Annotated in this window: 23 protein-coding genes and 1 riboswitch; of the genes, 7 read left to right on the forward strand and 16 right to left on the reverse strand. The window is 65.6% G+C overall.

The features are described from left to right. Nucleotides 1-364, forward strand: a 364-nt coding sequence (locus D3I60_RS02140; protein WP_262774519.1) for a LysE family transporter, incomplete at its 5' end; no start/stop codon positions are given. Between the two features lie 91 nt (nucleotides 365-455). Here the strand turns inward: D3I60_RS02140 and D3I60_RS02145 are convergent. The 3 genes from D3I60_RS02145 to panB form a co-directional block, all read right to left on the reverse strand. Further along, the gene (locus D3I60_RS02145) at nucleotides 456-1,832 is read right to left on the reverse strand and encodes a mechanosensitive ion channel (RefSeq protein WP_262774521.1); all 1,377 of its coding nucleotides are present in this window, start codon (nucleotides 1,830-1,832) and stop codon (nucleotides 456-458) included. Between the two features lie 211 nt (nucleotides 1,833-2,043). Continuing rightward, complete coding sequence (gene panC, locus D3I60_RS02150) at nucleotides 2,044-2,955, reverse strand: pantoate--beta-alanine ligase (protein WP_262774522.1); 912 nt, start codon at nucleotides 2,953-2,955, stop codon at nucleotides 2,044-2,046. Continuing rightward, nucleotides 2,955-3,956 carry a 3-methyl-2-oxobutanoate hydroxymethyltransferase gene (gene panB, locus D3I60_RS02155; protein WP_262774523.1) on the reverse strand — a complete coding sequence of 334 codons (1,002 nt, stop codon included), beginning with the start codon at nucleotides 3,954-3,956 and terminating at the stop codon, nucleotides 2,955-2,957. The genes panC and panB overlap by 1 nt, the downstream gene beginning before the upstream one ends. Nucleotides 3,957-4,272: 316 nt before the next feature. Here panB and nadA point away from each other — a divergent pair, with 316 nt between their 5' ends. From nadA to D3I60_RS02185, 6 genes are all read left to right on the forward strand, one after another. Then, nucleotides 4,273-5,556 carry a quinolinate synthase NadA gene (gene nadA, locus D3I60_RS02160; protein WP_262774525.1) on the forward strand — a complete coding sequence of 428 codons (1,284 nt, stop codon included), beginning with the start codon at nucleotides 4,273-4,275 and terminating at the stop codon, nucleotides 5,554-5,556. Continuing rightward, nucleotides 5,556-7,199 (forward strand): L-aspartate oxidase, encoded by a 1,644-nt coding sequence (nadB, locus tag D3I60_RS02165; RefSeq protein WP_262774527.1) that lies wholly within the window; start codon nucleotides 5,556-5,558, stop codon nucleotides 7,197-7,199. Before nadA ends, nadB begins: the two co-directional genes overlap by 1 nt. Beyond that, nucleotides 7,193-8,044, forward strand: a complete 852-nt coding sequence (nadC, locus tag D3I60_RS02170; protein ID WP_262774529.1) for a carboxylating nicotinate-nucleotide diphosphorylase — start codon at nucleotides 7,193-7,195, stop codon at nucleotides 8,042-8,044. Before nadB ends, nadC begins: the two co-directional genes overlap by 7 nt. Before the next feature lies 1 nt (nucleotide 8,045). Next, the gene (locus D3I60_RS02175; protein ID WP_262774530.1) at nucleotides 8,046-9,275 is read left to right on the forward strand and encodes a cysteine desulfurase family protein; all 1,230 of its coding nucleotides are present in this window, start codon (nucleotides 8,046-8,048) and stop codon (nucleotides 9,273-9,275) included. Nucleotides 9,276-9,403: 128 nt separating this feature from the next. Continuing rightward, nucleotides 9,404-9,619, forward strand: a complete 216-nt coding sequence (locus D3I60_RS02180; RefSeq protein ID WP_262774532.1) for a hypothetical protein — start codon at nucleotides 9,404-9,406, stop codon at nucleotides 9,617-9,619. 106 nt (nucleotides 9,620-9,725) lie between these two features. Then, nucleotides 9,726-10,250, forward strand: a complete 525-nt coding sequence (locus D3I60_RS02185; RefSeq protein WP_262774534.1) for a DUF1648 domain-containing protein — start codon at nucleotides 9,726-9,728, stop codon at nucleotides 10,248-10,250. A gap of 51 nt (nucleotides 10,251-10,301) precedes the next feature. Here the strand turns inward: D3I60_RS02185 and D3I60_RS02190 are convergent, their stop codons facing one another. The 13 genes from D3I60_RS02190 to D3I60_RS02250 all read right to left on the reverse strand — a co-directional run bounded on the left by D3I60_RS02190 (nucleotide 10,302) and on the right by D3I60_RS02250 (nucleotide 25,251). Further along, nucleotides 10,302-11,042, reverse strand: coding sequence for a TenA family protein (locus tag D3I60_RS02190; RefSeq protein WP_262774536.1), 741 nt, complete (start codon nucleotides 11,040-11,042; stop codon nucleotides 10,302-10,304). Between the two features lie 84 nt (nucleotides 11,043-11,126). Continuing rightward, on the reverse strand, nucleotides 11,127-11,996 hold the full coding sequence (gene thiD / locus D3I60_RS02195; protein WP_262774538.1) for a bifunctional hydroxymethylpyrimidine kinase/phosphomethylpyrimidine kinase: 870 nt from the start codon (nucleotides 11,994-11,996) through the stop codon (nucleotides 11,127-11,129). Beyond that, complete coding sequence (thiE, locus tag D3I60_RS02200) at nucleotides 11,993-12,751, reverse strand: thiamine phosphate synthase (protein WP_262774540.1); 759 nt, start codon at nucleotides 12,749-12,751, stop codon at nucleotides 11,993-11,995. The genes thiD and thiE overlap by 4 nt, the downstream gene beginning before the upstream one ends. Then, nucleotides 12,748-13,677: a hydroxyethylthiazole kinase gene (locus D3I60_RS02205; protein ID WP_262774542.1), complete on the reverse strand. Its 930-nt coding sequence runs from the start codon at nucleotides 13,675-13,677 to the stop codon at nucleotides 12,748-12,750. The genes thiE and D3I60_RS02205 overlap by 4 nt, the downstream gene beginning before the upstream one ends. Then, nucleotides 13,665-13,798, reverse strand: a riboswitch (TPP riboswitch). Its footprint overlaps the gene before it by 13 nt. A gap of 218 nt (nucleotides 13,799-14,016) precedes the next feature. Next, nucleotides 14,017-15,228: a sugar ABC transporter permease gene (locus tag D3I60_RS02210; protein WP_262774543.1), complete on the reverse strand. Its 1,212-nt coding sequence runs from the start codon at nucleotides 15,226-15,228 to the stop codon at nucleotides 14,017-14,019. Beyond that, on the reverse strand, nucleotides 15,225-16,049 hold the full coding sequence (locus D3I60_RS02215; protein ID WP_262774544.1) for an ATP-binding cassette domain-containing protein: 825 nt from the start codon (nucleotides 16,047-16,049) through the stop codon (nucleotides 15,225-15,227). The genes D3I60_RS02210 and D3I60_RS02215 overlap by 4 nt, the downstream gene beginning before the upstream one ends. Nucleotides 16,050-16,147: 98 nt before the next feature. After that, on the reverse strand, nucleotides 16,148-17,242 hold the full coding sequence (locus tag D3I60_RS02220; protein ID WP_262774545.1) for a substrate-binding domain-containing protein: 1,095 nt from the start codon (nucleotides 17,240-17,242) through the stop codon (nucleotides 16,148-16,150). Nucleotides 17,243-17,334: 92 nt separating this feature from the next. Beyond that, nucleotides 17,335-18,432: a LacI family DNA-binding transcriptional regulator gene (locus D3I60_RS02225; protein WP_262774546.1), complete on the reverse strand. Its 1,098-nt coding sequence runs from the start codon at nucleotides 18,430-18,432 to the stop codon at nucleotides 17,335-17,337. A gap of 93 nt (nucleotides 18,433-18,525) precedes the next feature. Next, nucleotides 18,526-18,873 carry a TfoX/Sxy family protein gene (locus tag D3I60_RS02230; protein WP_262774547.1) on the reverse strand — a complete coding sequence of 116 codons (348 nt, stop codon included), beginning with the start codon at nucleotides 18,871-18,873 and terminating at the stop codon, nucleotides 18,526-18,528. Then, the gene (locus D3I60_RS02235; protein WP_262774548.1) at nucleotides 18,870-19,289 is read right to left on the reverse strand and encodes a hypothetical protein; all 420 of its coding nucleotides are present in this window, start codon (nucleotides 19,287-19,289) and stop codon (nucleotides 18,870-18,872) included. Before D3I60_RS02235 ends, D3I60_RS02230 begins: the two co-directional genes overlap by 4 nt. 369 nt (nucleotides 19,290-19,658) lie before the next feature. Then, complete coding sequence (locus tag D3I60_RS02240) at nucleotides 19,659-22,286, reverse strand: GNAT family N-acetyltransferase (RefSeq protein ID WP_262774549.1); 2,628 nt, start codon at nucleotides 22,284-22,286, stop codon at nucleotides 19,659-19,661. Continuing rightward, the gene (locus D3I60_RS02245; protein WP_262774550.1) at nucleotides 22,283-23,764 is read right to left on the reverse strand and encodes a lysine N(6)-hydroxylase/L-ornithine N(5)-oxygenase family protein; all 1,482 of its coding nucleotides are present in this window, start codon (nucleotides 23,762-23,764) and stop codon (nucleotides 22,283-22,285) included. Before D3I60_RS02245 ends, D3I60_RS02240 begins: the two co-directional genes overlap by 4 nt. Next, nucleotides 23,761-25,251 carry a pyridoxal-dependent decarboxylase gene (locus D3I60_RS02250; RefSeq protein ID WP_262774551.1) on the reverse strand — a complete coding sequence of 497 codons (1,491 nt, stop codon included), beginning with the start codon at nucleotides 25,249-25,251 and terminating at the stop codon, nucleotides 23,761-23,763. Before D3I60_RS02250 ends, D3I60_RS02245 begins: the two co-directional genes overlap by 4 nt. Nucleotides 25,252-25,869 lie beyond the last annotated feature (618 nt).

A 25,869-nucleotide genomic window follows, 5' to 3' on the forward strand; every position in this document is an offset into this window, starting at 1 on the left:
CGACTCCCCCGACGGGCCCGTGACCGAGATCGCCCACGTCATGGAGTCGACCTCGTGGGGCCACTTGCGCTCGTTCGTGTCGTATCGCCGCGGCATCTTCTCGTCGCTGTCCAACCCGAAGGTCGGCCTGTTCTTCCTCGCGATCCTGCCGACCCTCGTCCCCGCCTCCCCGACCGGCATCGACTACACCGTGCTCGTCGCACTGATCCTCGGCGTGCTCCTGTCCTACCAGCTCGTCCTCGCATGCCTGGCAAGCCTCGCCGCGTCGGCGATGGCCCACCGCAGCGCCGACTTCTTCATCGAAGCCGCCTCCACGCTCATCCTGCTCATCATCGGCATCGCCGTCATCGCGATCCCCATCTGAAGCGCGATTGCCCGGAGCATAGGAGAGGGGCAGGGCACCGAGGTCGATCCTCGGTGCCCCGCCCCTTTCGGTTCGGTGGGCAGACCCTCATTCAGCTCTCATTCGCCGAGGAGGCTCCCCCGTTCCCGCTGCCACCTCCGTCAGTGCGCGTTCCGGTACCCGGTGTACCGCTGTCCACGGCGTCCGGGTTCGTCTTTTCGGCCGCCTCGGCGAGGTCGACTTTGTCGAGCATCCTCGCGGCTGCCTCACGTCCGCCGAGGCCGAAGGCCAGAGCGGCCGCTGCGGCACCGCCGATGACGACAGCTCCGAAGGCGAGGTTGATGATCGAATCGGCCAGGCCCATGTAGCGCAGGCCCATGGCGATGAACAGGGCGATCGCCGAGTAGCGCAGCACCTTGCTGGCGAGGTTGTTCGTGATGAACTTGCCGATGATCGCGGCAATGAGGAATCCTGCGGCGATGATCGCAGCGCCGAAGAGCACGCTGCCGCCGAGGTCGAGGATCTCGTTGAGGATGTTCGTGATCTCGGGGAATCCGAGCATCCGGGCGGCCATGATCGCGAAGAAGATCATGATCGCCACCTGCACGAGGCGGGTGATCACGTTGGAGGCGCTGGTGCCTTCAGGCACGATCCCGATCTCGTTGATGGCTTTGTCGGTGCCGATGCCCTGGAGGATCTGTTCGAGCAGATTGCCGAGGAACTTGGCGATGACGAAGCCGATGGCCAGCAGGATGCCGGCGGCGATGATGAGCGGGATCGCGTTGAGGAAGATCTGGAGCATCTGCTGGGCAGGCTCCGAGATCGCCTTGATGCCGAGGACCTGCAGCGCCGAGATCGCAACGACGATGATGATGATTCCGAACACCAGGTTGCCGATGAGGTTCGACATCTTCGCGTTCGCCTCCGCGTTCGGGTTCGGTGCATGGCCGGGGTATCCGTCCTGCGGCGGCATGCCCTGCTGACCCTGTGCGGCGTACTGCTGAGTGACGTCGGGATTCGGTTGAGCATTTCCAGCACCCTCGGCCACTCCGGTGGCTTTGTCGCCGAGCGAACGGAACTTCGACGTCAGCTTCGTCAGATCCACAGCGTTGAGAGCGGTCTGGACGAGCTGTTTGGCGATCTTCGCGAAGACATAGCCGATGAAGAAGATGAATCCCGCGCCGATGATATTGGGCAGGAATCCGAAGATTCCATCGAGCAGACCCTGCAGCGGAGACAGCACCTGATCGAGGTTGAACAGCTGGAGTACGGCGATGAGTCCGAGCAGCCAGATGATGAGACCGGCGATCTGCCCGACCGACTTTCCGATCTGCTGACCATTGCTTCCATCGCGTTGAAGAGCTGGAACCTTGGTGACGAGTTTGCCGATCGCCCATTTGACGATGGCGGCGAGAATCCAGGTGACAATGAGAATGACGATTGCCAGTCCGACTTTCGTCAGGACCGACCAGATATCCAGATCTTGCATGTCGCTTATCTCCTTCGAACTCGGCGAATCGGCAAGCTTCATTTTCTCTTGCTGATTTTGAGTCTATTCTCAGCGAACACTGTGAACAAGGGTCCAGCGACTGATAGCCGTCAATTGAAACCATTGTTGTCGATGGATCTCGGTCGGTTACATATGCAGATCTCGATCGCTCAACAGAATCTTCACAAACTCATCACAATTGCATATCGCGTCAGAATTCCAGCGGCAGATTGTCGATGAGATGGGTCCCACCGACCGTCGCGGAGACGAGCAGCAGAGCCGGTCCCGTGAAGTCCGGTGGGCACGGTCGAAGAGTCGCGGCCTCGACGAGGCTGCAGTAGACGATCTCGAGATCCCCACGTTCAGCGGCCGGCTCCAGCTCGGCGAGCGCGGCCGCCTCGACGGCAGCGGGCAAGCCAGCAGAAACACCACTGGTGCCGGCCCCAGAGCCAGAACCGCCACCGGCGCCGGACTCCGCCGTCCCACGGCCTCGCTCGGCCATCTCGGAGGCGGCGGTGAGAGCCCGCGGAATCGCCAGAGCACGGGCGCGGTCGTCCGGCACCAAGTAGGAGTTGCGGCTCGACATGGCCAGGCCGTCGGCGTCCCGGACGACGGGTAGGCCGATGAGTTCGATATCGAAGTTGAGGTCGGCGATCATGCGTTTGACCAGGACGAACTGCTGGATGTCCTTGAGCCCGAATACCGTGACGTCGGGGGCGATGAGGGTGAAGAGCTTCGCCACGACGGTGAGCACGCCGTCGAAGTGTCCGGGCCTGGCCGCGCCTTCGAACACGGCCCCCATGCGCCCGGCGACGACCCGCACTTCGGGTGCGGACGGGTACATCTCGGCCAGCGCCGGGGCGAAGACGAAGTCGACTCCGGCCTCTTCGCACTTTCTCAGATCCTCTTCGATCGGCCGCGGGTACTGGACGAAGTCCTCGTCGGCACCGAACTGAAGCGGATTGACGAAGATCGAGGCCACGACGAGATCGGACTCTGCGCGGGCACGCGTCATGAGCGCCTGATGCCCGGAGTGCAGGGCGCCCATCGTCGGGACGAGACCGACGCGGCCCGACTGCTCGGCCCGCCACCGGCGCAGTGCCTGGATGCCTCCGACCTCCATCAGTCGAAGCTCCTCTCGGGCTCGGGGAAGACCCCGGACTTCACTTCGTCGACATAGGTGCCGACCGCCTCGGTGAGCACGGAATGCAGATCGGCGTAGCGTTTGACGAAGCGCGGGGCCTTCCCCGTGCGCAGACCGGCCATGTCCTGCCATACGAGGACCTGGGCGTCGCAGTCCGCACCGGCGCCGATCCCGACGGTGGGGATCGTCAGTTCGGATGTGACCTGGCCGGCCAGCCCGGAGGGCACCATCTCCATGACCACGGAGAAGGCTCCGGCTTCGGCCACGGCGCGGGCATCGTCGAGCAGGGCGCTGCCTGCGTCGCCGCGGCCCTGGACCTTGTAACCGCCGAGGTTGTGCTCGGCCTGCGGGGTGAAGCCGATGTGCGCCATGACCGGGATGCCCGCCGTCGTGATCGCCTTGATCCGCGAGGCTATCCGCGCCCCGCCTTCGAGTTTGACCGCGTGGACTCCGGCTTCCTTCATGAACCGCACGGCCGTGGCCACGGCCTGTTCATCGGAGATCTCGTAGCTGCCGAATGGAAGGTCGGCGACGATGAGGGCCCGGCTCGTCGCCGAGGCGACGGCACGGGCCAGCGGGATGAGTTCGTCGACGGTGACCGGCAGGGTGGTCGCGTGGCCATAGACATTGTTCGCCGCCGAATCGCCGATGAGCAGGGCCTCGACACCGGCCTGTTCGAACAGGGCCGCCGTGTACTGGTCGTAGCTGGTCAGCATCGCCCACCGCCGGCCTTCGGCCTTGGCCTTGATGAGGTCGAGGGTGCGGATTCGCCGAGGCGGCGCTGCCGGTGCGGACACCGGACCGCCGTACGGGGCGGGCTGTTCCGCCGAGGCGGCCCCCGCCGTCGCGTCGGGGGCGGTCGTCGCGCCGGGGCCGGCCGGGGCATTGTCACCGGCAGCAGCGTTGCCCGAGACGCCGGTGGTGGAGGGGGACGTGGTGGAGGGGGACGTGAATTGGTTCGAGTGTGCCGCTTCGGGCATGAGAATCCTTCAGATATGCGATGTCGTCGGTGCCGGCGCGGGCGGGGCGAGACCGTCGCTTCGGTCCGAAGCCTCGGTGACTCTCACGGGGGCGCCCACCGCAATGCGCATCGACTCGGATTGCGAGCCAGACCACAGCATATTGCATCCCCCGGCGCAGAGCCATCGCCCGCGAGTTGTACATTGCCCGCCCACAGGATTAAGCTCAAATCTGCGCAAAGAAATAAACGCACAATTGCGCAAAAGATTTCGGGCGGCTCTCACCACGTGCGAAGCACTTCAGGCATGGGTCCCGCCCACCGAGCGAAGGACGATGATGACCACAACAGCTTCGATCGAACTCACCCTCAAGGACATCTCTGCCTCGGGAGCGAACGACGAAATGTGCTCGACGGACCTGCTCGATGCCCCGTGGGATGTCGACGAACGTCCCGGCTACGGTCCCGGTTCCTCGATGGCCGACCCGATTCCGGTCGCCGCCCCACGTCAGGGCGATATCCCCGAGGAGTACAAGCAGGCCACGCCTGAGGAACTCGATGCCCGCATCAGAGCTGCCAAGGCCACCCTCGGCGATCGTGTCGTCATGCTCGGCCACCACTACCAGCGGGTCGAGGTCGTCGAACACGCCGACTACATCGGCGACTCGTTCATGCTCGCGCAGGCCGCCCAGAACCATCCGGAGGCCGAAGCCATCGTCTTCTGCGGCGTCCACTTCATGGCCGAGACCGCCGACCTGCTGTCGATGCCGGAGCAGTCCGTCATTCTGCCCAACCTCGCCGCAGGCTGTTCGATGGCCGATATGGCCAGCATCGACCAGGTCGAGGACTGCTGGGAGCAGCTCGCCGAGGTCTTCGGCACCGAAGCCGATGCCGACGGTCGCGTCCCGGTCATCCCCGTCACCTACATGAACTCCTCGGCCGCGATCAAGGGCTTCTGCGGCCGCAACGGCGGAATCGTATGCACCTCGTCGAACGCCGAGGTGGTTCTGGAATGGGCGTTCGAACGCGGGCAGCGGGTCCTGTTCTTCCCCGACCAGCACCTGGGCCGCAACACCGCAGTCAACATGGGCATCGGTCTGGACGAGATGCCGCTGTGGAACCCAGCCAGGCCAATGGGCAACAACGACGAGCAGACTCTGCGTAAGGCCCGGGTCATCCTGTGGCAGGGATTCTGCTCCGTGCACAAGCGCTTCACCCCGGCGCAGATCGACAAAGCCCGCGCGGATCATCCGGACGTACGCGTAATCGTTCACCCCGAATGCCCGCGTGAGACCGTCGAGGCCGCCGATGAGGCCGGATCGACCGCGTACATCACGAAGGCCATCGAACAGGCGACCGAACCGACGACGTTCGCCATCGGCACCGAGATCAACCTGGTCCAGCGGCTGGCCGCCGAACACCCTCAGCACGAGATCTTCTGCCTCGACCCCGTCATCTGCCCGTGCTCGACGATGTACCGCATCCATCCCGGCTATATCGCCTGGGTCCTCGAATCACTCATCGACGGACAGGTCGTCAATCAGATCTCCGTCGACGCCATGGTGGCCGAACCTGCCCGTGTGTCCCTGGAGCGGATGCTCGCCGCGAAACCGCGGATCTGATGAGCCGCGTCATCGTCGCAGGCTCCGGGATCGCGGGGCTGACCGCCGCACTGCGCCTGTCCGGCCGTCACTCGGTGACCCTCGTAACGAAGGGCCGCCTCAGCGAATCGAACACCGAGTGGGCGCAGGGCGGCATCGCCGGTGTCATCGGCCCCGACGACACGGTCGACTCCCATATCGCCGATACGCTCACGGCCGGCGCCGGGCACTGTGATCCGGAGGCCGTGCGCTCCCTGTGCGAAGCCGGTGAGGACGCGATCGTCTCCCTCGCCGAGGCGGGGGTGGACTTCGACACTGATCCGACCGGAGCCTGGGCAAGGGGTATAGAAGGGGCGCATTCCTATCCGCGCATCTTCCATTCCGGAGGCGATGCGACCGGTCGGGCGATCAGCACCGCCCTGGCGCAGAAGCTGCGCACCGAGGTCGCCGCAGGGCGAGTCACCCTCCTCGAGGACACGATGCTCGTCGACATCCTCACCAGCGACGACGATCGCCGCCCCACTCGAGCCACCGGAGTCGCCACAGCCACCGGAGTCACTGTGCTCCGCGAAGGCCGTGTCGAGGCCCTGGCTGCTGATGCGATCGTGCTGGCCACCGGCGGTGCCGGGCAGCTCTTCGCACACACGACGAACCCGGCTGCTGCCACCGGAGACGGTTTGGCAGCTGCCATTCGCGCCGGTGCAGAGGTCTCCGATCTCGAGTTCTTCCAGTTCCACCCCACCGCCCTTCCAGGTCCAGGCTTCCTCATCTCCGAGGCCGTCCGCGGGGCCGGCGCTCTCATCCTCGACGAGCACCGCCACCGGTTCATGACTGACATCGATGATCGCGCCGAGCTCGCCTCTCGTGATGTGGTCGCACTCGCTCTGCACCGTCGCCAGGCGGCTCAGGACGGACGCCCGTGCTTCCTCGATGCGCGGGCCGTCCCGGATGTGAAGACGACGTTCCCGAGCATCACCGCCGGTCTGGCCGCTCACGATCTCGACCTGTCCCGGGACCTCATCCCCGTCACTCCCGCCGCCCACTACTTCATGGGCGGGGTGGCCACGGATCGCGATGGTCGCACGAGCATCGACGGAGTCTTCGCGGTCGGCGAGGTCGCGTGCACAGGAGTGCACGGAGCCAATCGGCTGGCCTCGAACTCTCTGCTCGAAGGCGCGGTCTTCGCCGCCCGCGCCGCCGCGGCGATCGACGCTCTGCCGGTCAACAGAGACCATGAACTCCCACTCCCCCAGTCCCGTTCATTCCACCAGACGGCACTGACACGAACCGAGTTGCAGGACCTGACCTCGGCTCATCTGGGTGTGGAGCGCACTGCCGCGGGCCTATGGACCCTGCTCGATCGCCTCGGTGACGGTGCCCTCGACGACGGTTCCCGCAACGACGGTGACCGCAATGCCTGCACCTCCGCCAACCGCGCCCACAACGCCGATGATCACCCCACCACCCCGGCGGCGGCCCTCGCCGACGCACTCGAGACCGCGAATCTCGCCCTCATCGCCTGGCACATGGCTCGGCATGCGCTGGCCAGGGAGCACAGCCTCGGCGCGCATACCCGCACGGATACGACACTCACGTCGTCTATGACCGCGCCGTCCACCTCCACTTCGCCCACCGCTCTGCTTCAGGAGGCCTCCGCATGCTGACCGCTTCAACCATCGATTCCGCACTGCGCACAGCCCTTGACGAAGACGCTCCCTGGGGCGATATCACCGGCGAAGTCTTCATCCCCGCCACCGCCTCGGCGACGGCTGATCTGCGTGCCCGCGAAGACGGGGTGCTCGCCGGAATCGAGGTCTTCGCCCGAGCCTTCGCACTCGTCGACCAGAGCGTCACGGTCGACCTCGCTGCCGCCGATGGAGACGCTTTCACTGCAGGTCAGGTGCTTGCCACGGCCGCCGGTCCCGCTCGGGCGGTGCTGCAGGCCGAACGGATCGCGTTGAACTTCTGCCAGCGCATGAGCGGAATCGCCACCCAGACCCGTGCCTATGTCGATGCCGCCGCCGGGCGGGCGCGCATCGTCGACACCCGCAAGACGACTCCGGGGCTGCGCGCGTTCGAGAAGCACGCCGTGGTCTGCGGCGGCGGGCACAACCACCGTTTCGGCCTCTCCGACGCGGTCATGGCCAAGGACAATCACCTCGCCGTGCTCACCGGTGCCGGGCTCGGCGTCGCCGAGGCGATCCGCACCGCCCGTGCCCGTCTGCCGCATACGACGATGATCGAGGTCGAAGTCGACCGGCTCGACCAGGTGCCCGCGGTGCTTGACGGCGGCGCCGATATCATCCTGCTCGACAACTTCACCCCGGCTCAGCTGCGCGAAGGCGTCGAACTCGTGGGCGGCCGCGCCGTCGTCGAAGCCAGCGGCAACGTCGCCCTGGAGACGATTCCGGAGATCGCCGCCACCGGCGTCGACGTCATCTCCTCGGGCGCGCTGACCCACAGCGTCCGCGCGATCGACCTCGGTCTCGACCTCTCCCTCGAGGCCTGAGATGACCGGACTCCTCTACCTCGACACCGCGGCCGCGGCCCCCGTGCGCAGGGAGGCCCTCGAAGCCGCTTGGCCGTATCTGGCAGGGGCGTTCGGCAACCCCTCGAGCCACCACGAATTCGGACGCGGACCCGCCGAAGCCCTCGCCGATGCCCGTGCTCGCGTGGCGAAGGTGCTTGGCATGCGCGCCACGGATATCACGTTCACCAGCGGCGGCACCGAGGCGGACAACCTCGCGATCATCGGCATGGCCCTCGGCGCTCTGACTCAGGATCGGACTCAGAGTCGAGCTCAGACCCAGGGTCGGGCCGAGACCGCGGCGCCGCCTCGGCGACATATCGTCACCTCCCCCATCGAACACGAAGCCGTACTCGCCTCGGTGGAGTTCCTGACCCGCGTCCACGGATTCACCGTCACCGAGGTGGCCCCGACCTCGGATGGGACCGTGACCCCCGAAGCCCTCACGGCGGCGATCCGGGCCGACACCGTGCTCGTGAGCTTGGGATACGCGAACAATGAGATCGGCACCATTGCCGACATTCCGACCCTGGCCGGAATCGCCCATGAGGCCGGTGCTCGCTTCCACACTGACGCTGTGCAGGCGGCAGGATGGCTGCCGCTGACCGGATTGGGCGTCGATGCGCTCAGCCTGGCCGGGCACAAGGTCGGAGCGCCGAAGGGCGTCGGTGTGGCCGCGATCCGCGCCCGCGTCCCCGTCGAACCACTCATCCACGGCGGCGGGCAGGAGTCGGGCCGACGATCGGGCACGGAGAACGTGGCGTTGGCCATTGCGTTCGCCACGGCCCTCGAACTCGCCGAGGCGGAGCTGCATGAGGCCGCCGATCGTGTCCGAGCCATCCGTGATGAGTTCATCGCCACGGTGCTGGGTCATGTGCCCGGGGCGTTTCTGACGGGCGCGGCAGGCACGGTCGGCCCTGACGGCCGGGCGACCCGGACTCCGAATCATGCGTCGTTCTGCTTCTCGAACACCTCCGGCGAAGCAGTGCTGCTCGAGCTCGAACGCCTCGGGGTGACGGCCTCGAGCGGTTCGGCCTGTGCGGTCGGCTCCGATGGGCCCTCCCATGTGCTCACGGCCTTAGGGGTCGAGGCCGAGGTCGCGCAGACGAGTGTGCGCTTCACCTTCCCGTCCTCGATCACCCCCGACCGGGGACGAGCGGCCGCCCGAGCCGTCGTCAGCGCTGCCGAGAGCCTCGCCTCGTCCTTTGCATGAACGGCGTCTCACACCCGAGTTGATTTTGATCACCTTCACGCTCACCAGGTGGGATAGACCTATCTTTCTCTGTATTTTGGGACGAAACTGAAAGAGAGGCATTCGTATCAGGATGTGAGGGGGCCGCCATGGATCTTTTGATTCTGTTCATGATCGCAGTGATGTTTGCGACTGTTGTGTTCTTCATCGGTCGGTTCGCTTGCCCGAAACACGACCGAGTGCCCCTCATCGAGGTCGATCACGTGCTTCTGTGGACGACTCTGCGCCGCGGCTGGCATGCGCTCGGATCGTTCGGTCCGCTCACTCATTACCCGGATGACCCTGATGGAGCCTCCCGCGCCTGAGGCTCCGTCGCCTCGATCGGTCCGAACCTCCGTCGTCTCCGTCGGACCGATCCTGCCGGACGATCGCCACGGTCGGGCTGCTCACCGGTGTGGTTAGAGTGGCACCATGCCTTCCTCTGCACAACCGCATCGGAACCCATCGAGCGAAACCGCCGCGCTCGTCTTCGTGGTCGCCTCGATCCTCGTCTTCCTCGGGGTCTGCGTCTGGTTCTGGGTGCAGGCGCCCGATAACGTGGCCACTCATTTCGACTCCGGTGGCCGGCCCGATGACTGGACGTCGAAAGCCGGTCTCCTCGGGATCTTCCTGCCCATAGGCATCGGTCTGCCCGCTCTCATGTCGATCAGGCCGCTGGTCGAGAAGCTGCCGGTCTCGCTCATCAATGCCCCGTATAAGGAGTATTGGATCGAACGCGGCGAGAAGTCCTACCTCGTCGACTGCCTCATGGAGCTGCTGCGCATCACCGCGGGACTCACCGCGCTGCTCATCGCAGCCATATTCGTCATCATCGCGGAGGCAGCGCGTTCGGCAACGATGTCGGAATGGCTGACGTTCGTGCCGACGGCCATCTTCCTCGCCGCCACGGGACTCGCCGTCTGGCGTTTCTACCGCAGGCTCACCCCACCGAGGTGACCGACTCAAGATCAGGGCCACCTCGGCGAAGGGATCCGATGCTCCTTGGAATCAGACGGTGACTTCCTGGGGCAGGAAAACGGAGGCGTCCCAGTTCTGCATGGCGTGTGCCGAGGCCCAGAAGTGGAGTTCGAAGACGCAGGCCTGTTCGAAGGCGGCGCGCATGCGGGCGGCTTCCTCGCTCGGAGCCTTTGTCAGTTCCTGTTCGAGGATCTGCACGGCGTGGCGGGTCGATTCGTCGAAATCTGGTGAGTCGTAAGTCTGCACCCAGGTGCGGTAGGGGTGATCGTCGGCCATCTGCCCGGCCCGGTCGACAAGCACCTTGCCCATATGCGCGTACACCCAGAAGCAGGGCAGGACAGAGGCGACGCCTTCGCCGTAGGAACGGCTGGCGGCCGTGGCGACGAGGAATGACACGTAGCCCAGCGTCGTCGGGGAGGCCTTGAAACGGGAGCCTTCCGCGGTGAGCTCCTCCAGCGCCGAGGCGAGTCGGGCGTCGGCGAGCAGCTCTCCGTGCATCTCCTCTTCGACGGTGATCGCCTCGGCCGCGGATCCGGCCCAGAACCGGGATTCGTCACGGTCGACGGTCTTCGCGGCCAGGAACGACATGGCCTTGGCGTATCCGTTGAGGTAGAGGCTGTCCTGCGAGATGTAGTTGACGAACGCCTTCGGATCGAGGCTGCCGTCGGCGAGCTGGGCGAGGAACGGCAGAGCTTCGATCTGCTTGACGATGGGACCGACGCGGTCCCACAGCTGGGTGGTCAATGGGCCGGCGGTAAAGGCGACGGTCATGGGAACTCCTTTGTGCTCGTGTGACGTGGTGGATCGAGTGGGGTGGCGTTTCGGGTGAGGTGGCGGTCAGGCGGGATGGATATGTCAGGCGGGTCGACCGCGGACGATGTCGACCTGGTGGTCGACCGGTCCGTGGGCGCCCTCCGGATTCAGGCTCAGCTGCCAGTCCGTGGCCGAGGTGAGAGCGCGAGCAAGGTAATCGAGGGCATTGTCGACGGCCTCGCCGAGGATGTCCGACCCGATCACTGTGTGTTCGCGGCCGAGGACGGCCACCTCGGCGGTGATCGCGGCTGACAGAGTGCACCCGGTTCCGTGCGTGTTCATCGTCGTCACACGGGGGTGGGTGAACTCGCGGACCAGGCCATCGGCGGTAGCGAGGATGTCGATGACCTCGTCCTCGCTGCCGTGTCCGCCCTTGAGCAGGACAGCTCCGGGGCCGCGTTCGAGCAGACGCCGTGCCTGGTCATGCATGGCTTCACTCGTCTGCGCTTCGGGTTCGTCGTCGGAGATCAGCAGGGCCGCCTCGGGGAGGTTGGGGGTGATGAGGTCGGCGACGGGCAGCAGGTGGGTTCGCACGGCGTCGATGGCATCGGCCTCGAGGAGGCGGTGGCCGGAGGTCGCGATCATCACCGGGTCGACGGTATAGAAGCCGAGCCGGCCTTCGGCGGCGCGATCGACGACGAGTTCGACAAGGTCACGGCTGCCGAGCATCCCCGATTTCGTCGCATCGACGGGCAGGTCGCCGAGCACGGAGTCGAACTGATCGGCGACGAAATCGACGTCGATCGGATAGACGCGGGAGACACCGTGCGTGTTCTGCGCGACGAGGGCGGTGATGACGGTCGTGCCCATGGTCTTCCGCGCGGTGAAGGTTTTGAGGTCGGCGTGGATTCCGGCGCCGCCGGAGGGATCGGTGCCGGCGATCGACAGGGTGACCGGCGGGCGGGTCGTCACTGTGCGCTCCTGGTGAATGCGGTGAGCAGCTCCTCGGCCGCGGCTTTCGGTTCGTCGGCCATGCAGATCGCCGAGACCACGCAGATCCCGATCAGCCCACGTCCCTGCAGGTCAGGGGTACGATCGGCGTTGATGCCGCCGATCGCGACCGCGGGGATGCCGGCTTCTGCCACCAGTTCGCCGAGACGGTCCGGGCCGATGCCGTCGGGGGCGTCGGCTTTTGTGGAGGTGTCGTAGACCGGTCCGATGCCGACGAGGTCGACGACTTCGGAGTCACGGGCGGCGGCGAATTCGTCGCTGTTCGCGGCCGAGAGACCGATGAGCGGTGCCGCACCCACGGCGGCGCGCACCTCGGCGACGGCGGTGTCAGTCTGGCCGACGTGGATGTGCACGTTCTCGCCTTCGTCGATGAGACGGCGGGCCACCTCGACACGGTCGTTGAGGACGACGGGGACCGTGCGGTCGGTGTCGCGGGTGGCGGCGTCGACGGCGGCGATGACCTGGCGGGTGAGCGAGTAGAAGCCTGCGTCGTCGATGTCCTTGTCACGGACCTGGACGATGCCCACTCCCCCGGCGACGGCGGCCTGCACGGTCTCGGCGACGCTGCGACCGGCGGCCTCGCATTGCGCGGAGTCGGTGACGAGGTAGAGGCGGGTGTCGATTCCGGCGAAGCGGTCGGTCGCGTCTGCTCGGTCGTTCACGGTCGCGCTGTCGTCAGCCGGGCTGTCAGCGATGTGGGCGGATCCGGCGGTCATGCCTGGACGCCTTCGCTGGCGGTTTCATTCGCAGAAGTGAGCGTGTCGAGGCCGATTCTCGCCTGTGAGAGTCGGTCGCCGTCGACGGCGTGGAGCGCGTCGAGGAAGTTCACCGAGTAGCTGCCCGGACCCTTCGCACCGTCGGCGGCGAGTTCCCCGGCGACCGCGAAGTGTGCGTGGGCGGCGACGACAGCTTCGAACTTCGCCGAGGCGGCCCCACCGTTCGCGGACCGCTCAGTGGCGCTGACGGCTGAGACATCGGCGTCGGGATCGGCGAGTCCGGCACTGGCGGCGGCCAGGTATGCGACGGTGACGGCGCCGAGTGAGCAGCCGGTGCCGATGACCAGCGGCATGAATTCGTGTCCGCCTGAGATGCGGGCGACGTGGTCGGCGCCGTCGATGTGGGCGACGACGGCATCGGTGGGCCCGGACACGGCGACGATGGCACCGGTTTCTCGGGCCAGCTCCGCCGCGGCGGGAAGGACAGCGTCGACTTCATCGGTGGAGTCGACGCCGCGTCCGCCGAGTCCGACTCCGGCGAGGGCTGCGATCTCGGAGGCATTGCCGCGGATGGCGGTCGGGTGATCGGCGGCGGCACGGCGGATGCGGGAGGTGCGGAAGTCGACGGCGCCGACGCTCACGGGGTCGAGGACCCAGGGTTTTCCGGCGGCATTGGCGACGTCGATGGCGGCATCGGCGGCGAGCAGCTGGTGGTTTGAGGCGGTTCCGAAATTGACGAGGACCCCGCTGGCGATTCCGGCGAACTGTCCGGCATCGGCCTCATGGTCGAGCATCGCCGGGGAGGCGCCGATGGCCAGGAGCACGTTGGCGCTGAACTGCTGCACGACGGTGTTCGTGATGCACTGGATGAGTGGATTGCTTGCGCGCAGACGCGCATTCGCAGAACGCAGGTCGAAGTCAACCATGACGATCCCTTCGCTAGTATGGCCCAGATCAGGTTCGATGGGTGTTCTCTCAGCCTCGGTGTCCTCCGTGCGCAGCGTCTTAATGCGAACGGATCCTCATGAGGCACCCCATGTCATTAGCTCCGACTGTATCAGCCCGGTCGGACACGGGCGACTCCATTCTCTGCTTGGATGCTCAGCACCGACCGCTCGGCTTAACGTCGCTGTATCAAGCTTTGCATTGCGCGCTCGACGCCAAAGCGAGCGGTCGGCAGAGGGAGCTCTTGCGGAACCGAGCGGTCGACGACAACTTGAGCGCTCAGCGCCGAGCGGACGCCCCTGTGCCGCCGACCCGCCCCACTACCCGCGCCCGACGTACCTCTGACCGCGGCGGCTGAGCGCATCGATGACAACTGCGGTGAGCAGCACGAGTGCGGTGATGATCTGCTGTGCATCGGAGTTGAAGCCGATGAGGTAGAGACCGTTGTTGATCGCACCGACGACCAGCGCACCGAGCACGGCTGCCCACGCGGTTCCGCGACCGCCGAACAGCGAGGTGCCGCCGATGACGGCTGCAGCGATCGCATTGAGCAGGTCCTGCGTGCTCACCAGCGTCGATCCCGCATTCGTCGTCACCCCGGTCTTGATGAAGCCGAACAGTGCGGCCAGCACTCCGGCTGCCATGAATACGCTGATGCGCACCCAGGTCACGCGGATGCCGGCGCGCCGTGCGGCTTCGACTTTGCCGCCGACGGCGTAGATGGAACGACCGTAGCGGGTCTTGCGCAGTACGAGGTCGATGATGATCGCAATGACGATCATGAGGAAGAACGGCATCGCCAGGCCGAAGTCCTGGTTGACGAGGATGAGGAACCCGAAAACTATCGCGGCCAGCAGCACGATCCGTACGATCACGGAGGTCCAGCTCGGAGCGCTGAGTCCTTCCCGGTGGCGTCGCAGTTTCGAATAGATGATGCCGGTGCCGAAGCCGATGATCGCGACCGCTCCGAAGATATAGGCCCAGATCGCAGGGAAGTAGAAGCTGGCGAAGTCGAACGCGAAGGTGTCCGACATCGACAGGTTCTTCTGGGTGCCCAATGTCGTCAGGGTCAGACCGGTGAATGCGAGCAGACCGGCCAAGGTGACGACGAACGCCGGGATGCCGACGACGGCGAAGAACCAACCTTGAATCGCGCCGACGACCAGGCCGAGCAGCAACATGATGATCAGTGCCAAGGCCGGCGGCACACCTTGCCTTACTACCAGGACACCGAGCAGCGAGGCGGCCAAACCGCCCAATTGCGCCAGAGACAGATCGATCTCGCCCAGGAGCAGGATGAGGTTGATGCCGAGAGCCAGGATCGCGAGGAACGCGACCTGAGTGGAGAGGTTGACGAGGTTGGCCGGAGAGATGAAGTTCGAGTCAGCCGACTGGAACACGATGACGATGACGATGAGGGCGAGGATGACCGGGAACGACCCCAGCTGCCCCTCTTTGACCCGGCGGACGAAGGTGCCGATCACGCCTTCGGACGAGATTCGCTCATCGGTGATGAAGGAACTGCGGGTCATCGGCGCTCACCCCTCCGTGCGGCGCGTTTGGTCACGACATTGTCGCTGGCTCCGGTGATCGCGGCGACCAGCACATCGGTGCGCTCGTCACCAGGGAAATCACCGGCGTCCTTGCCCAGCCGCAGCACGTGCACCCGGTCGCACACCGCCTGCACATCGGCCATATTGTGGCTGACGAGCAGCACGCCGAGGTCGCGTTCCTTGAGCCGTTCGATGAGGTTGAGCACCTCGGCCGTCTGGGCGACGCCGAGTGCCGCGGTCGGTTCGTCGAGCATGACCAAGGATGGTTCGCCGAGGAGAGACCGGGCGATCGCGACCGTCTGACGTTGACCGCCGGACAGGGCCGCGATCGGTACGCGCACGCTCGGGATCTTTGCCGAGAGGCTGCGCAGCAGCTCCCAGGATTTGGCTTCCATCGTCACTTCGTCGAGGACGCCGCCGCGGGTCTTCTCATGTCCGAGGAACAGGTTGGCCACCACGTCGAGGTTCTCGCACAGGGACAGATCCTGGAACACTGTGGCCACTCCGGCTTTCTGCGCATCCTTCGGGGAGGAGAATCTCTGCGCCGTCCCGTTCATGATGAGCTCGCCGTCATCGGCGGCGTGGACTCCGGCGATGACCTTGATCAGGGTCGATTTGCCGGCGCCGTTGTCGCCGACGAGGCCGACGACTTCGCCGCGACCGACGTTGAGATGGATGTCGGTCAGGGCTTGGACTGCACCGAACCGTTTGTTGATTCCGCGCAGTTCGAGCACCGGCTCGCTGTCGCTGCCCGGCGTCCGCGTCGCTGCGGATGCCGGGTCGGGTGTCTCTGGTGTCATCTGTTCCTACTTGTCGCAGTCGTTGACCCCGGCAGCCGGCGACCGGTGGCGGTCGCCGGCTCGAGGTCGGTCACGTCAGATTGTGAACGCGCACGCGCTCACTTCACCCCGGCATCGGCACAGAGCTTCTCCACACTTCCGGAGCAGATGTCCTCGGCTTTGATCTGGTCGCCGACGATGTCCTTGATGTTGTCCTTGGTCACGACCTTGGCCTCGACGAAGTCCGTCGGAGTGTCCTTATAGGTCGTTCCCGCATCGACGTCCTCACCAGCGGCCAGGGCCACTGCGGCCTTCGCAGCGAATTCGGCCTGCGGTGGGATCGACTTGTAGATCGTGGCGAACTGGTCGCCCTTGAGGATGTTCTGCAGTCCGTCGACCTCGGCGTCCTGACCGGTGACGACGGGTTCGACCTTGGCCTTCTTCGTCGCGGCGATGACACCGCCGGCCGTGCCGTCGTTGGCTGCGTAGATCGCGATCGGCTTCTCATCGCCGCCCTGCAGCTGGCCTTCGACCCACTGGCGGGCGTCGTCCGGGTTCCAGTCGAGAGTGTCGTGGCTGGCGGCGATGTCGACGCCTGCGCCCTTGAGGGTCTCTTCGGCACCGGCCTTGAAGTCAGCAGCGTTCGGGTCCTTCGGGTCGCCGTTGACCATCCAGACCGGTCCCGACTTCGGGTCGACCCCGGCGTCCTTGAGTCCGTCGAGGACGGCCTGGCCCTGCAGGTTGCCGATCTTCTTGTTGTCGAATGAGGTGTAGTAGTCCGCGCCTTCGAAGAAGCGGTCGTAGGAGATGACCGGGATCTTCTTCGCTTCGGCCTTCGACAGCGCGGATGAGACTGCGGAAGCGTCGACGGGGTCGAGGACGATGGCGTCGACGCCTTCGGTCACGGCCGCCTCAACCTGCTGCTGCTGCTGAGTCGCGTCCTGATTGGCATTGCGGTATTCGACCTTCGCGTCTGGGTTGGCTTCCTTGACGTATTTCTCGAAGTTCGGCTTGTCGAGCGACTCGTACCGGGTGGTCTTCGACTCGGGAAGCAGCAGCGCGATGGTGACATCCCCGTCGCCGCCGGATCCGCTGTCGGCCTCGTCGTTTCCCTGGCCCTTCTGATTGCCGCAGCCACTGAGTGCAAGAGCACCGATCGCGACGGAGGCACCGAGGAGCGCCAGCTTCTTGTGGGACTTGAGGTTGTGCCTCATTGTGAACCTTTCAATCTTTCTGACAACGTTGTCAGGCTGTTGAATATGATTCGCTGAACGCCGCCTGCTGTCAACTGTTTCGACAAAAATCTTCAGCGGATGTCCGGTGGCTCTTCACCGCTGCCACGAGCGATGACGCACAGCGCATTGTCGAAATCGGACGCACCGTCATCGGCTCTGCTGTCCCCCGTCGTCCCCGACGGGTTCGGACCCTCACCATCGCCGAGGCGGCCCCCGTCCTCCCCGGCAACGCTGGGTTCGACACCGGACCGGAGTCGTCGGACCGCCTCGGCGGCAAGGGATTCGACGTTGCGATCGACGACGGTGACGTCGAGGAGTTCGGCCGTGGGGAAATCGTCGATGCCGACCAGTGCCGGCCATTCGCCGAGGCGGCGGCAGGCGTCGATGGCACCTTGGGTCACTGTGGCGGACAGGGTGATGAGTGCTCCGGGTGCGCTGCGCGAGCCGAGCCAGGCGGCGACGACGTTCTTCGCGCTGGCTTCGTCGTGGGCGTCTTCGCGCATATAGGCGCGCCATCCGATGCCGCGACGGCCGGCGATGGCGTCCTGGATTCCCTGCAGTCGGCGGGTGGTGATGAGGCTGGGCGAATGGTCGCCGATGACGCCGAGTGCCCTGTGCCCGTGAGCGAGCAGCTGTTCGGCGGCGAGGCGACCCGCTTCACGGTCATCACCTGCGACGATGCTGATTCCTGAGCCCTCGACAGCTGGATCGAGCGAGACGATTCGAGTGCCCGGCGCCGAGGCGGCTCGCGCGTAGGTCTCGGCCGCCTCGGGGTGGGCGCGGATGACGATGATCCCGGTCAGGTCGTTGGCGAGGCATTCGTCGAGGAAAGTTTCCTCTCGGTCCGGGTCGTCGCCGACCACGGTCACCACCGGGCGCAGGTCGAGGGCGGCGAGCTCGGCTTCTACTGCGGCGAAGGCACGGGCTTGGAAGGCATCACCGGCGTCGGAGAGGACAACACCGATATAGGGTGAGCGGCCCCCGGCGCGCAGGCGTCGGGCCGTCGAGTTGAGGCGGAATCCGAGTACTTCGGCGGCAGCTTCGACCTTCTCCGCCGTCGAGGCGGCAACGTGCTTTTCGCCGTTGAGGACGCGGGAGGCGGTTTTGATGCTCACGCCGGCACGCGCAGCGACCGTGGCCAGGGTCGGCCGATCGTTCTGCTTCGCCATGCGCACACCTTTGAGTCTGGGAACCGGTTCGTGAATCTGCGCACCGACGCACAGGCAACCGTTGGAATGATACTAACTGCTCGCGCGGCGGACTCAGTTGTGCTGGCCTGTCACCGTCCGGTTGAAGTCCAAAGCGGTCTCGACCCAGAATGCCAGCTGTTCGTCATCACGGACGGCTTCTGCGCTCACGTTGATCCACCCCGGTCCCATGTCCCGACCGGTTCCCATCTCAGCTTGGGCAGCTTCGGGTCGTTGGAGGAGCTCATCGTGACGGTCGGGATCGATGTGCGCCAGCAAATCGCCCGTCTTACCAGCACTGACGATCATCTTCTCGTTGACCATGACCGCGCGGCCGCCGAACATCGAGACCTCTCGAACCACGGGCTCTTTCGCAATGAGCGCACGGATCCGTTCGAGGAGTGAGGTCTGCTCGGGAGTCATGCCTGTTGGGTCGCCTCCGCAGCAGCAGTTCTTGATGCGATGAGTTCCGCGATGATCATCCCCAAAGCCACCAGGACGGAGGCCGTCGACAGTAGTCCCAACAGCGGCAGTCCGAACATCAGAGTGATGATCCCAAGGTATTCCTCTGCCCCGGAACTCGGAATCGACCAGGACGCCACAGCTGTCGCCAGCCCAACGATGAGGGCGAGGCCGCCGAATGTCTTCACAGCAACGTTTGCTGTCTGGGGTCGAGGCAGTGCCGCGATGATGAGCGTGCTGGCGATAAGCACGAAAGCCGCGCACATCGAATGGTAGGAGTTGACGGTGCCGGCCTCGAAATCGGCGCTGTCGAACAGAACATAGGCGGCATAGACGGCACCGCATGAGGCGAGGGCCGCACTCAGTCTGAGCATCATCGTCACCTTTCTGATTGCGCACGAAATATCGCACGAATGGACCGCCTGAAAAGACTGTCCGGCTCTGCTAGTGGCCGTCAGAATCGGGCTGTTCCTCTGGTTACTCTATGCGCGTTCTCCCTGCTTCCGGGGATGCTATTTGCAACGATCAGGTCTCAATACGCATCGCCGAGGCGGGGCCCCTTTCCGGAGTCCCGCCTCGGCGAGTGGCGTGTTCTGCTGCGTCGATTCACCGACCGCACAGCGCAGCGGCGAGCGCACGCACTGGCTCGGTCATCCTTCGCTGAGCGCTCGAATTACCGGCGCTGTATCAAGTTATGCGGCGAGCGGTCGACGCTCAGGCGAGCGGTCGGCGTGGCGCCCTATGGCTCAGCGGGCCACGGGATTGGGCATGGTGCCTGCGTAGAGCAGTGATTCGGCTTGGTTGCCGATGTCGACCATCTGCTTCGTGTTCTTCAGCTGCAGCCGGTTGAGGCACGAATGGGCGAAGCGGTCGGCACGCAGGTCGACGTCGCCGCTGACACCGCGCGCATCATCCGGGTGCTCTGATTCGTAGTCGTCGAGGGTTTCGGCGACGATCGCCCAGAATCTCTCGGCAGGCAGCAGTCCGTCGGCGTCGAGGATGCCGCACAGGTGCCGCAGAACCCCGTCGAACATATCGGTGAACACGGACAGCGCTTTCTCGTCCCCCGACACCACGGCGCGGATGCGTTCGACATCGGCGGGAAGTTCTCGGTGGCCGAGCACGGCGACCTCCTCGCCGATGTCCTTCATGAACGCCCCTGTCACCACATGCTCATCGAGGACGAGGATGAGGTTCTCCCCGTGCGGCATGAACACGAGATCGTGGGCCAGCAGCGCATGGACAAGTGGCTTCAAGTACGCCCGCAGGTAGCTGCGCAGCCACGCCGCGGCACTCAGGCCCGATGCGCTGATGAGCTCGCCGGCCAGCGACACCCCCTGGTGATCCCGGTGCAGCAGGGCGGCCATCGTGATGAGCTTCTGACCTGGTTCGATGCGCGAATCCGGGTTCTCCCGCCACAGGGCAGCCAGCATCTTCCGGTGCGGGTTCGTCTCCTTCGTCCGGTGGTAGACGTCCCCCGTGTAGCCGAGCGCGGCCCGCTCCCGCAGCACTCGGAATCCCGCCTCGGCGAAGGTGGGGTCGGATCCCACCAAGCCAGCGACCCAGTCGTTGATGGCCGGGGTGTCGCGCATGTACTTCGGCGACAGGCCGCGCAGGAATCCCATGTTCTGCACGGCGAGCGCGACCTTCACATACGGAGCTCCGGTCCGCGAATGGTTGAAGAACGTCCGTAGGGACTGCTGCGCCTGGTGCTTATCGAGCCCTTCTCCGAGCGGCAGCAGATCACCGCGAGCGATGTCCGCGGCGAAGGTGATCGCCAGACGGTGGTCGGCCTGCCAGGGATGAATCGGCATGAGGTGGAAGTCCGCAGGATCCTGTCCCGCCGCCCGGATCCGGGACCCGAAGAGATCCCGTTCGGCTTCGCTGAGAGCATCACCGAGGTGGCCCTCCTCATCGACTCCGATGCCCAAGGACAGATGGCTGAGTTCACGCTTCACCGCCACCCATTCGATGCGGTTGAGCTGTCCGTTCTCCGGTGCCCACTTGCGGAAGTCACTGAGACCGAAGCCGATGCGACCATTGTTCGCGAGGAACCCCGGGTGACCTTCGGTCATGGCCGCCTCGGTGGTCTGGAAATCCGCTTCGACGAGTGCACGTGCATCAGGCCTGCGCCCGGTTCGAGCGTCCTCGAGTTTGAACGCGGCCCCGGCCAGGGTCGAGGCGAGTTCCTCGAGGTAGGTGGAGATGAGGTCCTCGGGGATGGAGAGTTCGTCTTGGAGTTCGACGACGAGTTCCTGCGCGTCGAGCGGCATCTCGGATCCGTCGCGCCACCGGGTGATGCTCGCTTCGTCGATCACCCAGTGTTCGAGCGGCAGCACACGCGCGGTGAATGTGTACCGATTGGCGCCGTCGATGCTCAGTTCCCAGGTCTGGCCTTCGCCATTCGCCGAGGCGGCTCCCCCGACCGGATGTACACTGCCGTTCGCGGCGGCTCGCTCGCCTTCTCCCACGTTCACCGGTGCGATGAGTCGTTCGTGGGCGAATTCGGACAGGGCTTTGGCGACGAGGTGGCGCTGCACGACGGCGAACGCATCCCCGTTGAGGTGGGCGTACGGTGCCGGTGGGGTTGCGAACGTCCGAACCGGACGTGATTCGGTGGACCTCCGATCACTGTCCGGTTCGCCGGTCTCAGCCACGCGCGACGTCCGTGAAGCGGTGACGAACGGAGCCAGCGCGCTGGCCTCGAAATCCGCGCGGGTGCACACACTGACGAGCGCCAGTTTCTCGATCTCGCCCATCATGATCGTCGCCTCGGTGATGGGGGTGAAACCTGCAGCTCGGTTCTTCTCGATGATCGCGTCGTTCCTGGCATCGGGTTCGACGACGACGCGCTCGGCTCCGCGTCCTTCCTGGTCGGCCGGCTTCAGGCAGAAGTCGATGACCTCAGCCATGATGCGGTCAGTGAGGCCGTGCACGGCCGGTCCTGCCGGCGGTGCGACGAGCAGGTGCATCCCGATGTCCGCAGACCCGGTGGCCAGGACGTTCTGCGGAATGAGGCTGTCGGGAGTGTAGGTCTCGACGTAGAAGCAGTCGATGTCGTCGACGGAGCCGACCCAACCGGCGTCGTCCGGGGAGTCGCGAATGCCTTCCAAGTAGGCCCGGACCTCGTCCTCGTCGAGGTCGGTCATCATCCAGTAGTGGGCGCGTGGGTGAGTCAGCCACTCGTGGATCCGGGCGGTATCCCGGTCGACGTCGAGCGGACGGATGGTCACTGTCGCCGAGGCGGCCGTGAGCTTCACGTCCGAACTGCGGTCCGTGCGCGTACGGGTGGCGTTCGCACCAACCGCAGGATCGGTCGGGTCGGTTTCGTCCGCCTCGGTGGTGGTCAGGCTGGTGATGAGTTCGGTGGTCATACGTGTGACATCTCCTTGGAGTCGTCGAGTGCGAAGGCGGCATCGGGGACGGCATCGGATTCGTCGGCCGGGATCCCGAAGGTCTGGAAGGCGATGGTCCGTTCGATCGGATAGGGTTCCCGGCCGGTGACTGCGGCCAGCACCACCGAGGCCCGCCACGGGCCGAAGCCGAGGTCGGGGGCAGTCACGCCGTGGGTGTGCTCTTCGCCGTTGAGGACGTGGATGGTTCCTTCGTCGTTGATCGTGTAGTGGCGGCTGACGTCGAGGCGGCCGCGCGAGTCCAAGCGCACCTCGTCGCCGAGAGGGCTGAGGAAGTCCGGCACCCGTGATTTGTATCCGGTGGCGGCAATCACGGATCCCGACCGCCGAGTAAACGTCTTGTCCAGTGCCGTGTTGCGGAAGCCGAGCAGGTATTCGCCGCTGATCGGGTCGATCTCGGCTGTCTCGAGTTCGGCTTCGGAGACGAGGTTCGTCAGCAGTTCTCGCCCGCCGCGGCTGAGTCGGTAGAGAGTGTCGTGGATGTCGTCGACGAGGTCGGCGGAGATGCCCTTGTACAGCGTGCGCTGTTCCCGGCCGACACGTTCGCGCAGCTCATCGGGCAGCGCCCGGAAGTGGTCGGTGTATTCCGGGGAGGTCATCTCAAGGGTGAGCTTCGTATACTCCATCGGGAAGAAGCGCGGAGACCGGGTCGCCCAGTCCAGGCGCACTCCGCGGTCTTCTGCGTCATCGATGAGGTCACGGTAGATCTCAGCGGCGGACTGGCCGCTGCCGATGATCGTGATCGCCCCGGAGTCGAGCAGCGCTTCCCGGTTCTCGAGGTAGTCGGCGGTGTGGATGAGCGGGCCGGCAGCGGGCAAGCCTGCGGCACCGTCCGGGCCGGCAGCGGGCGAGCCGGCGGCGGGCGAGCCTGCGGCACCGTCCGGGCCGGCAGCGGACGAGCCGGCGGCTCCTCCCCCGAGCCCCTGCAGCGCAGGTGGCAGCACCGGCTGCGTTCCCACCCCGAGGATGAGATGCCGAGCCCGGTAAGTCTCGGTCGTCAGGATCGAACCGGAGTCATCGACCACCTCGGCGAGGGCGGTGTACACATCGTCGTCCCTGGTCACGGACACGACGCGACGGTTCCATCGCAGCGTATCCAGCTGAGCGGCGACCCACCGGCAATATTCGTCGAATTCAGCACGCAGGGGGTAGAACGATTCGCGGATGTAGAACGGGTAGAGCCGCTTGCGCTCCTTGAGGAAGTTGAGGAATGAGTACAGCGAGGTGGGGTCGGCCATGGTGACGAGGTCGGCCAGGAACGGCACCTGGATGGTCGAGCCTTCGATCATCATGCCCGGGTGCCAGCGGAATTCGGGGCGCTGGTCGAGGAAGATCGCGTCGACGTCGTCGAGCGGTTCCGACAGTGCGGCCAGTCCGAGTCCGAAAGGTCCGATGCCGACGCCGAGGATGTCATGGATGTGCGTGGAATCTGCGCTCATGCTGCGCCTCCTTCTGTCGCTGCGTCCTCGAGGTCCCGACCGGCGAGGATGCCGTGCCCGGTGGCTCGGACGAGGTCGAGCACGGCGGTGACGTCATCGAGGCGGGTGTCGGGGTTGAGCAGGGTGAGTTTGAGCCACGGCGTTCCGTCGATGACGGTGCGGGCGATGGCGGCGCGGCCGGAGCGGAAGAGGACTCGACGGATGAGCGGGACGAGTTCGTCGCAGGTGTCCTGGTCCGCGGTCGCCGGGGTGAATCGGAAGAGCACCGTGGACAGGTCCGAGGCGCCGAGCACTTCGAAGTCCACCTGGTCCTCGAGCAGCGCCCGGACGTCGGTCGCGAGGTCGCAGACGGTGTCGAGCATCGATCCGATCTCGCCTGCCCCGCGGGCGCGCAGCGTCGTCCAGAGCTTGAGCGCGTCGAAGCGGCGGGTGGTCTGCAGGGACTTGTCGACCTGGTTCGGTTCGGCATCCGCAGTCTGCGCTTCGGCTTCGGGGTTGAGGTAGTCGTGGTGGTGGATCGTCGGCGCGAACAGACTCGCGTCCCTGATGAGCAGGGCCGATGAGGATACGGGCTGGAAGAACGTCTTATGGAAGTCGATGGTCACCGAGGTGGCCCTGGAGATCCCATCGAGCAGGTGGGCACGAGCCGGGGCCCAGAGCAGTCCGCCGCCGTATGCGGCGTCGACGTGCAGCCACACGTTCGCCGATTCGCAGACCTCGGCGATGGTCTCGAGCGGGTCGATGACACCGAGGTCGGTGGTTCCGGCGGTGGCGACGACGGCCATGGGGATCTGGTCGTTCGCCTCGATCGCGAGCAGGCTGGCATTGAGCGCCTCGGCATCCATGCGACCGGACTGGTCGGTCGGGACGGCCACGACCGCCTCGGCGTCGAGGCCGAGGAGGAACGCAGCGCGGGACACGGAGAAGTGAGCCTGGTCGGTGGCGAGGATCCGCAGCCGCGACAGCAGGTCGCGGCGGTTGGGCGCGCCCAGGTCAGCGCCGCCTCGGCGAGATTCGGTGTCATCGGTGTCAACGTGCCCCGCCGCCTCGGCGAGGACGTTTTCGCGGGCGAGGAATAGTGCCTGGAGATTCGACTGGGTGCCTCCGGAGGTGAAGATTCCATCGCCGCCGGCGAAGCCGAGGTGGCCGCAGGTCCAGTCGATGAGGCGGCGTTCCATGAGGGTGGCGACCTCGGATTGGTCGTAGGTGTCGACCGAGGTGTTGATGGCGGCGAGCATCGCTTCGGCGGCGACGGCGGGCACGGCGACGGGGCAGTTGAGGTGGGCGACGTAGCTGGGGTGGTGGAACCACACTGCATTGTCGGCGTAAAGGGCGTCGACTTCGCGCAGGGCCTCGGAATTGCCGACGCCTGCGGTGTCGAGGTCGACAGCGTCGACGGCGGCCTGCAGTCCGGAGCGATCCTTCGCCGAGGCGGCCCGCTCAGTTGTGCGGAACCGTTCGCCGAGGATGTCGACGACGTCGTGCATGAGCGATGTGTATTCGTCAGCGCTGTGGGCGCCGAGGAGGGCATCGGTGTGGACGTCACGATCGCTGACGGTGCCGGCGGCGTCCGGGTGGGGGATCTCGGGGGTCTGAAGGGGTGCTGAGGTGGGTGTCGCTTCGGTGTCGTAGAGCAGAGAAGTCGTCACTGTGAGGTTTCCTCCTTCGATGATGCGCACCGCGAAGCGCGGCTCGCATTAGGGAAACCTACCCTAAGTTCTTTTGTTTCCGAAGAGCCTCCGGGCGGATTCGATGACTACGGAAGTAGACGCCTCGCCAACGACGATGCCGCCACTTCCCAGCATTCACACGGCAAGGCGACCGTTCACACTACGGGTGCATCGGACGGAAAATGAGTGAGTGGCATTCGTCACATCGGGGTGTGTCATCCAGCATCGTGAGACATTCGAGGCGGATGCGGCTCCTGAGTTCCGGACGCCTCGCGGGGAGTCTCAGCACAGTATCCCGCCCGGATCGTCCGAGATTCGAATCGCGACCCGCTGCCCACCAAACATAGGTCGCTAACGGACACTTCTGTCGCCGAAAAGTATCCGATAGTGACCTATTCTCGACCCCGAAGTATCCGATATTGACCTATTCACAGC

It is taken from the genome of Brevibacterium permense, assembly GCF_025506275.1.
GTDB classification, from domain to species: Bacteria; Actinomycetota; Actinomycetes; order Actinomycetales; family Brevibacteriaceae; genus Brevibacterium; species Brevibacterium permense_A.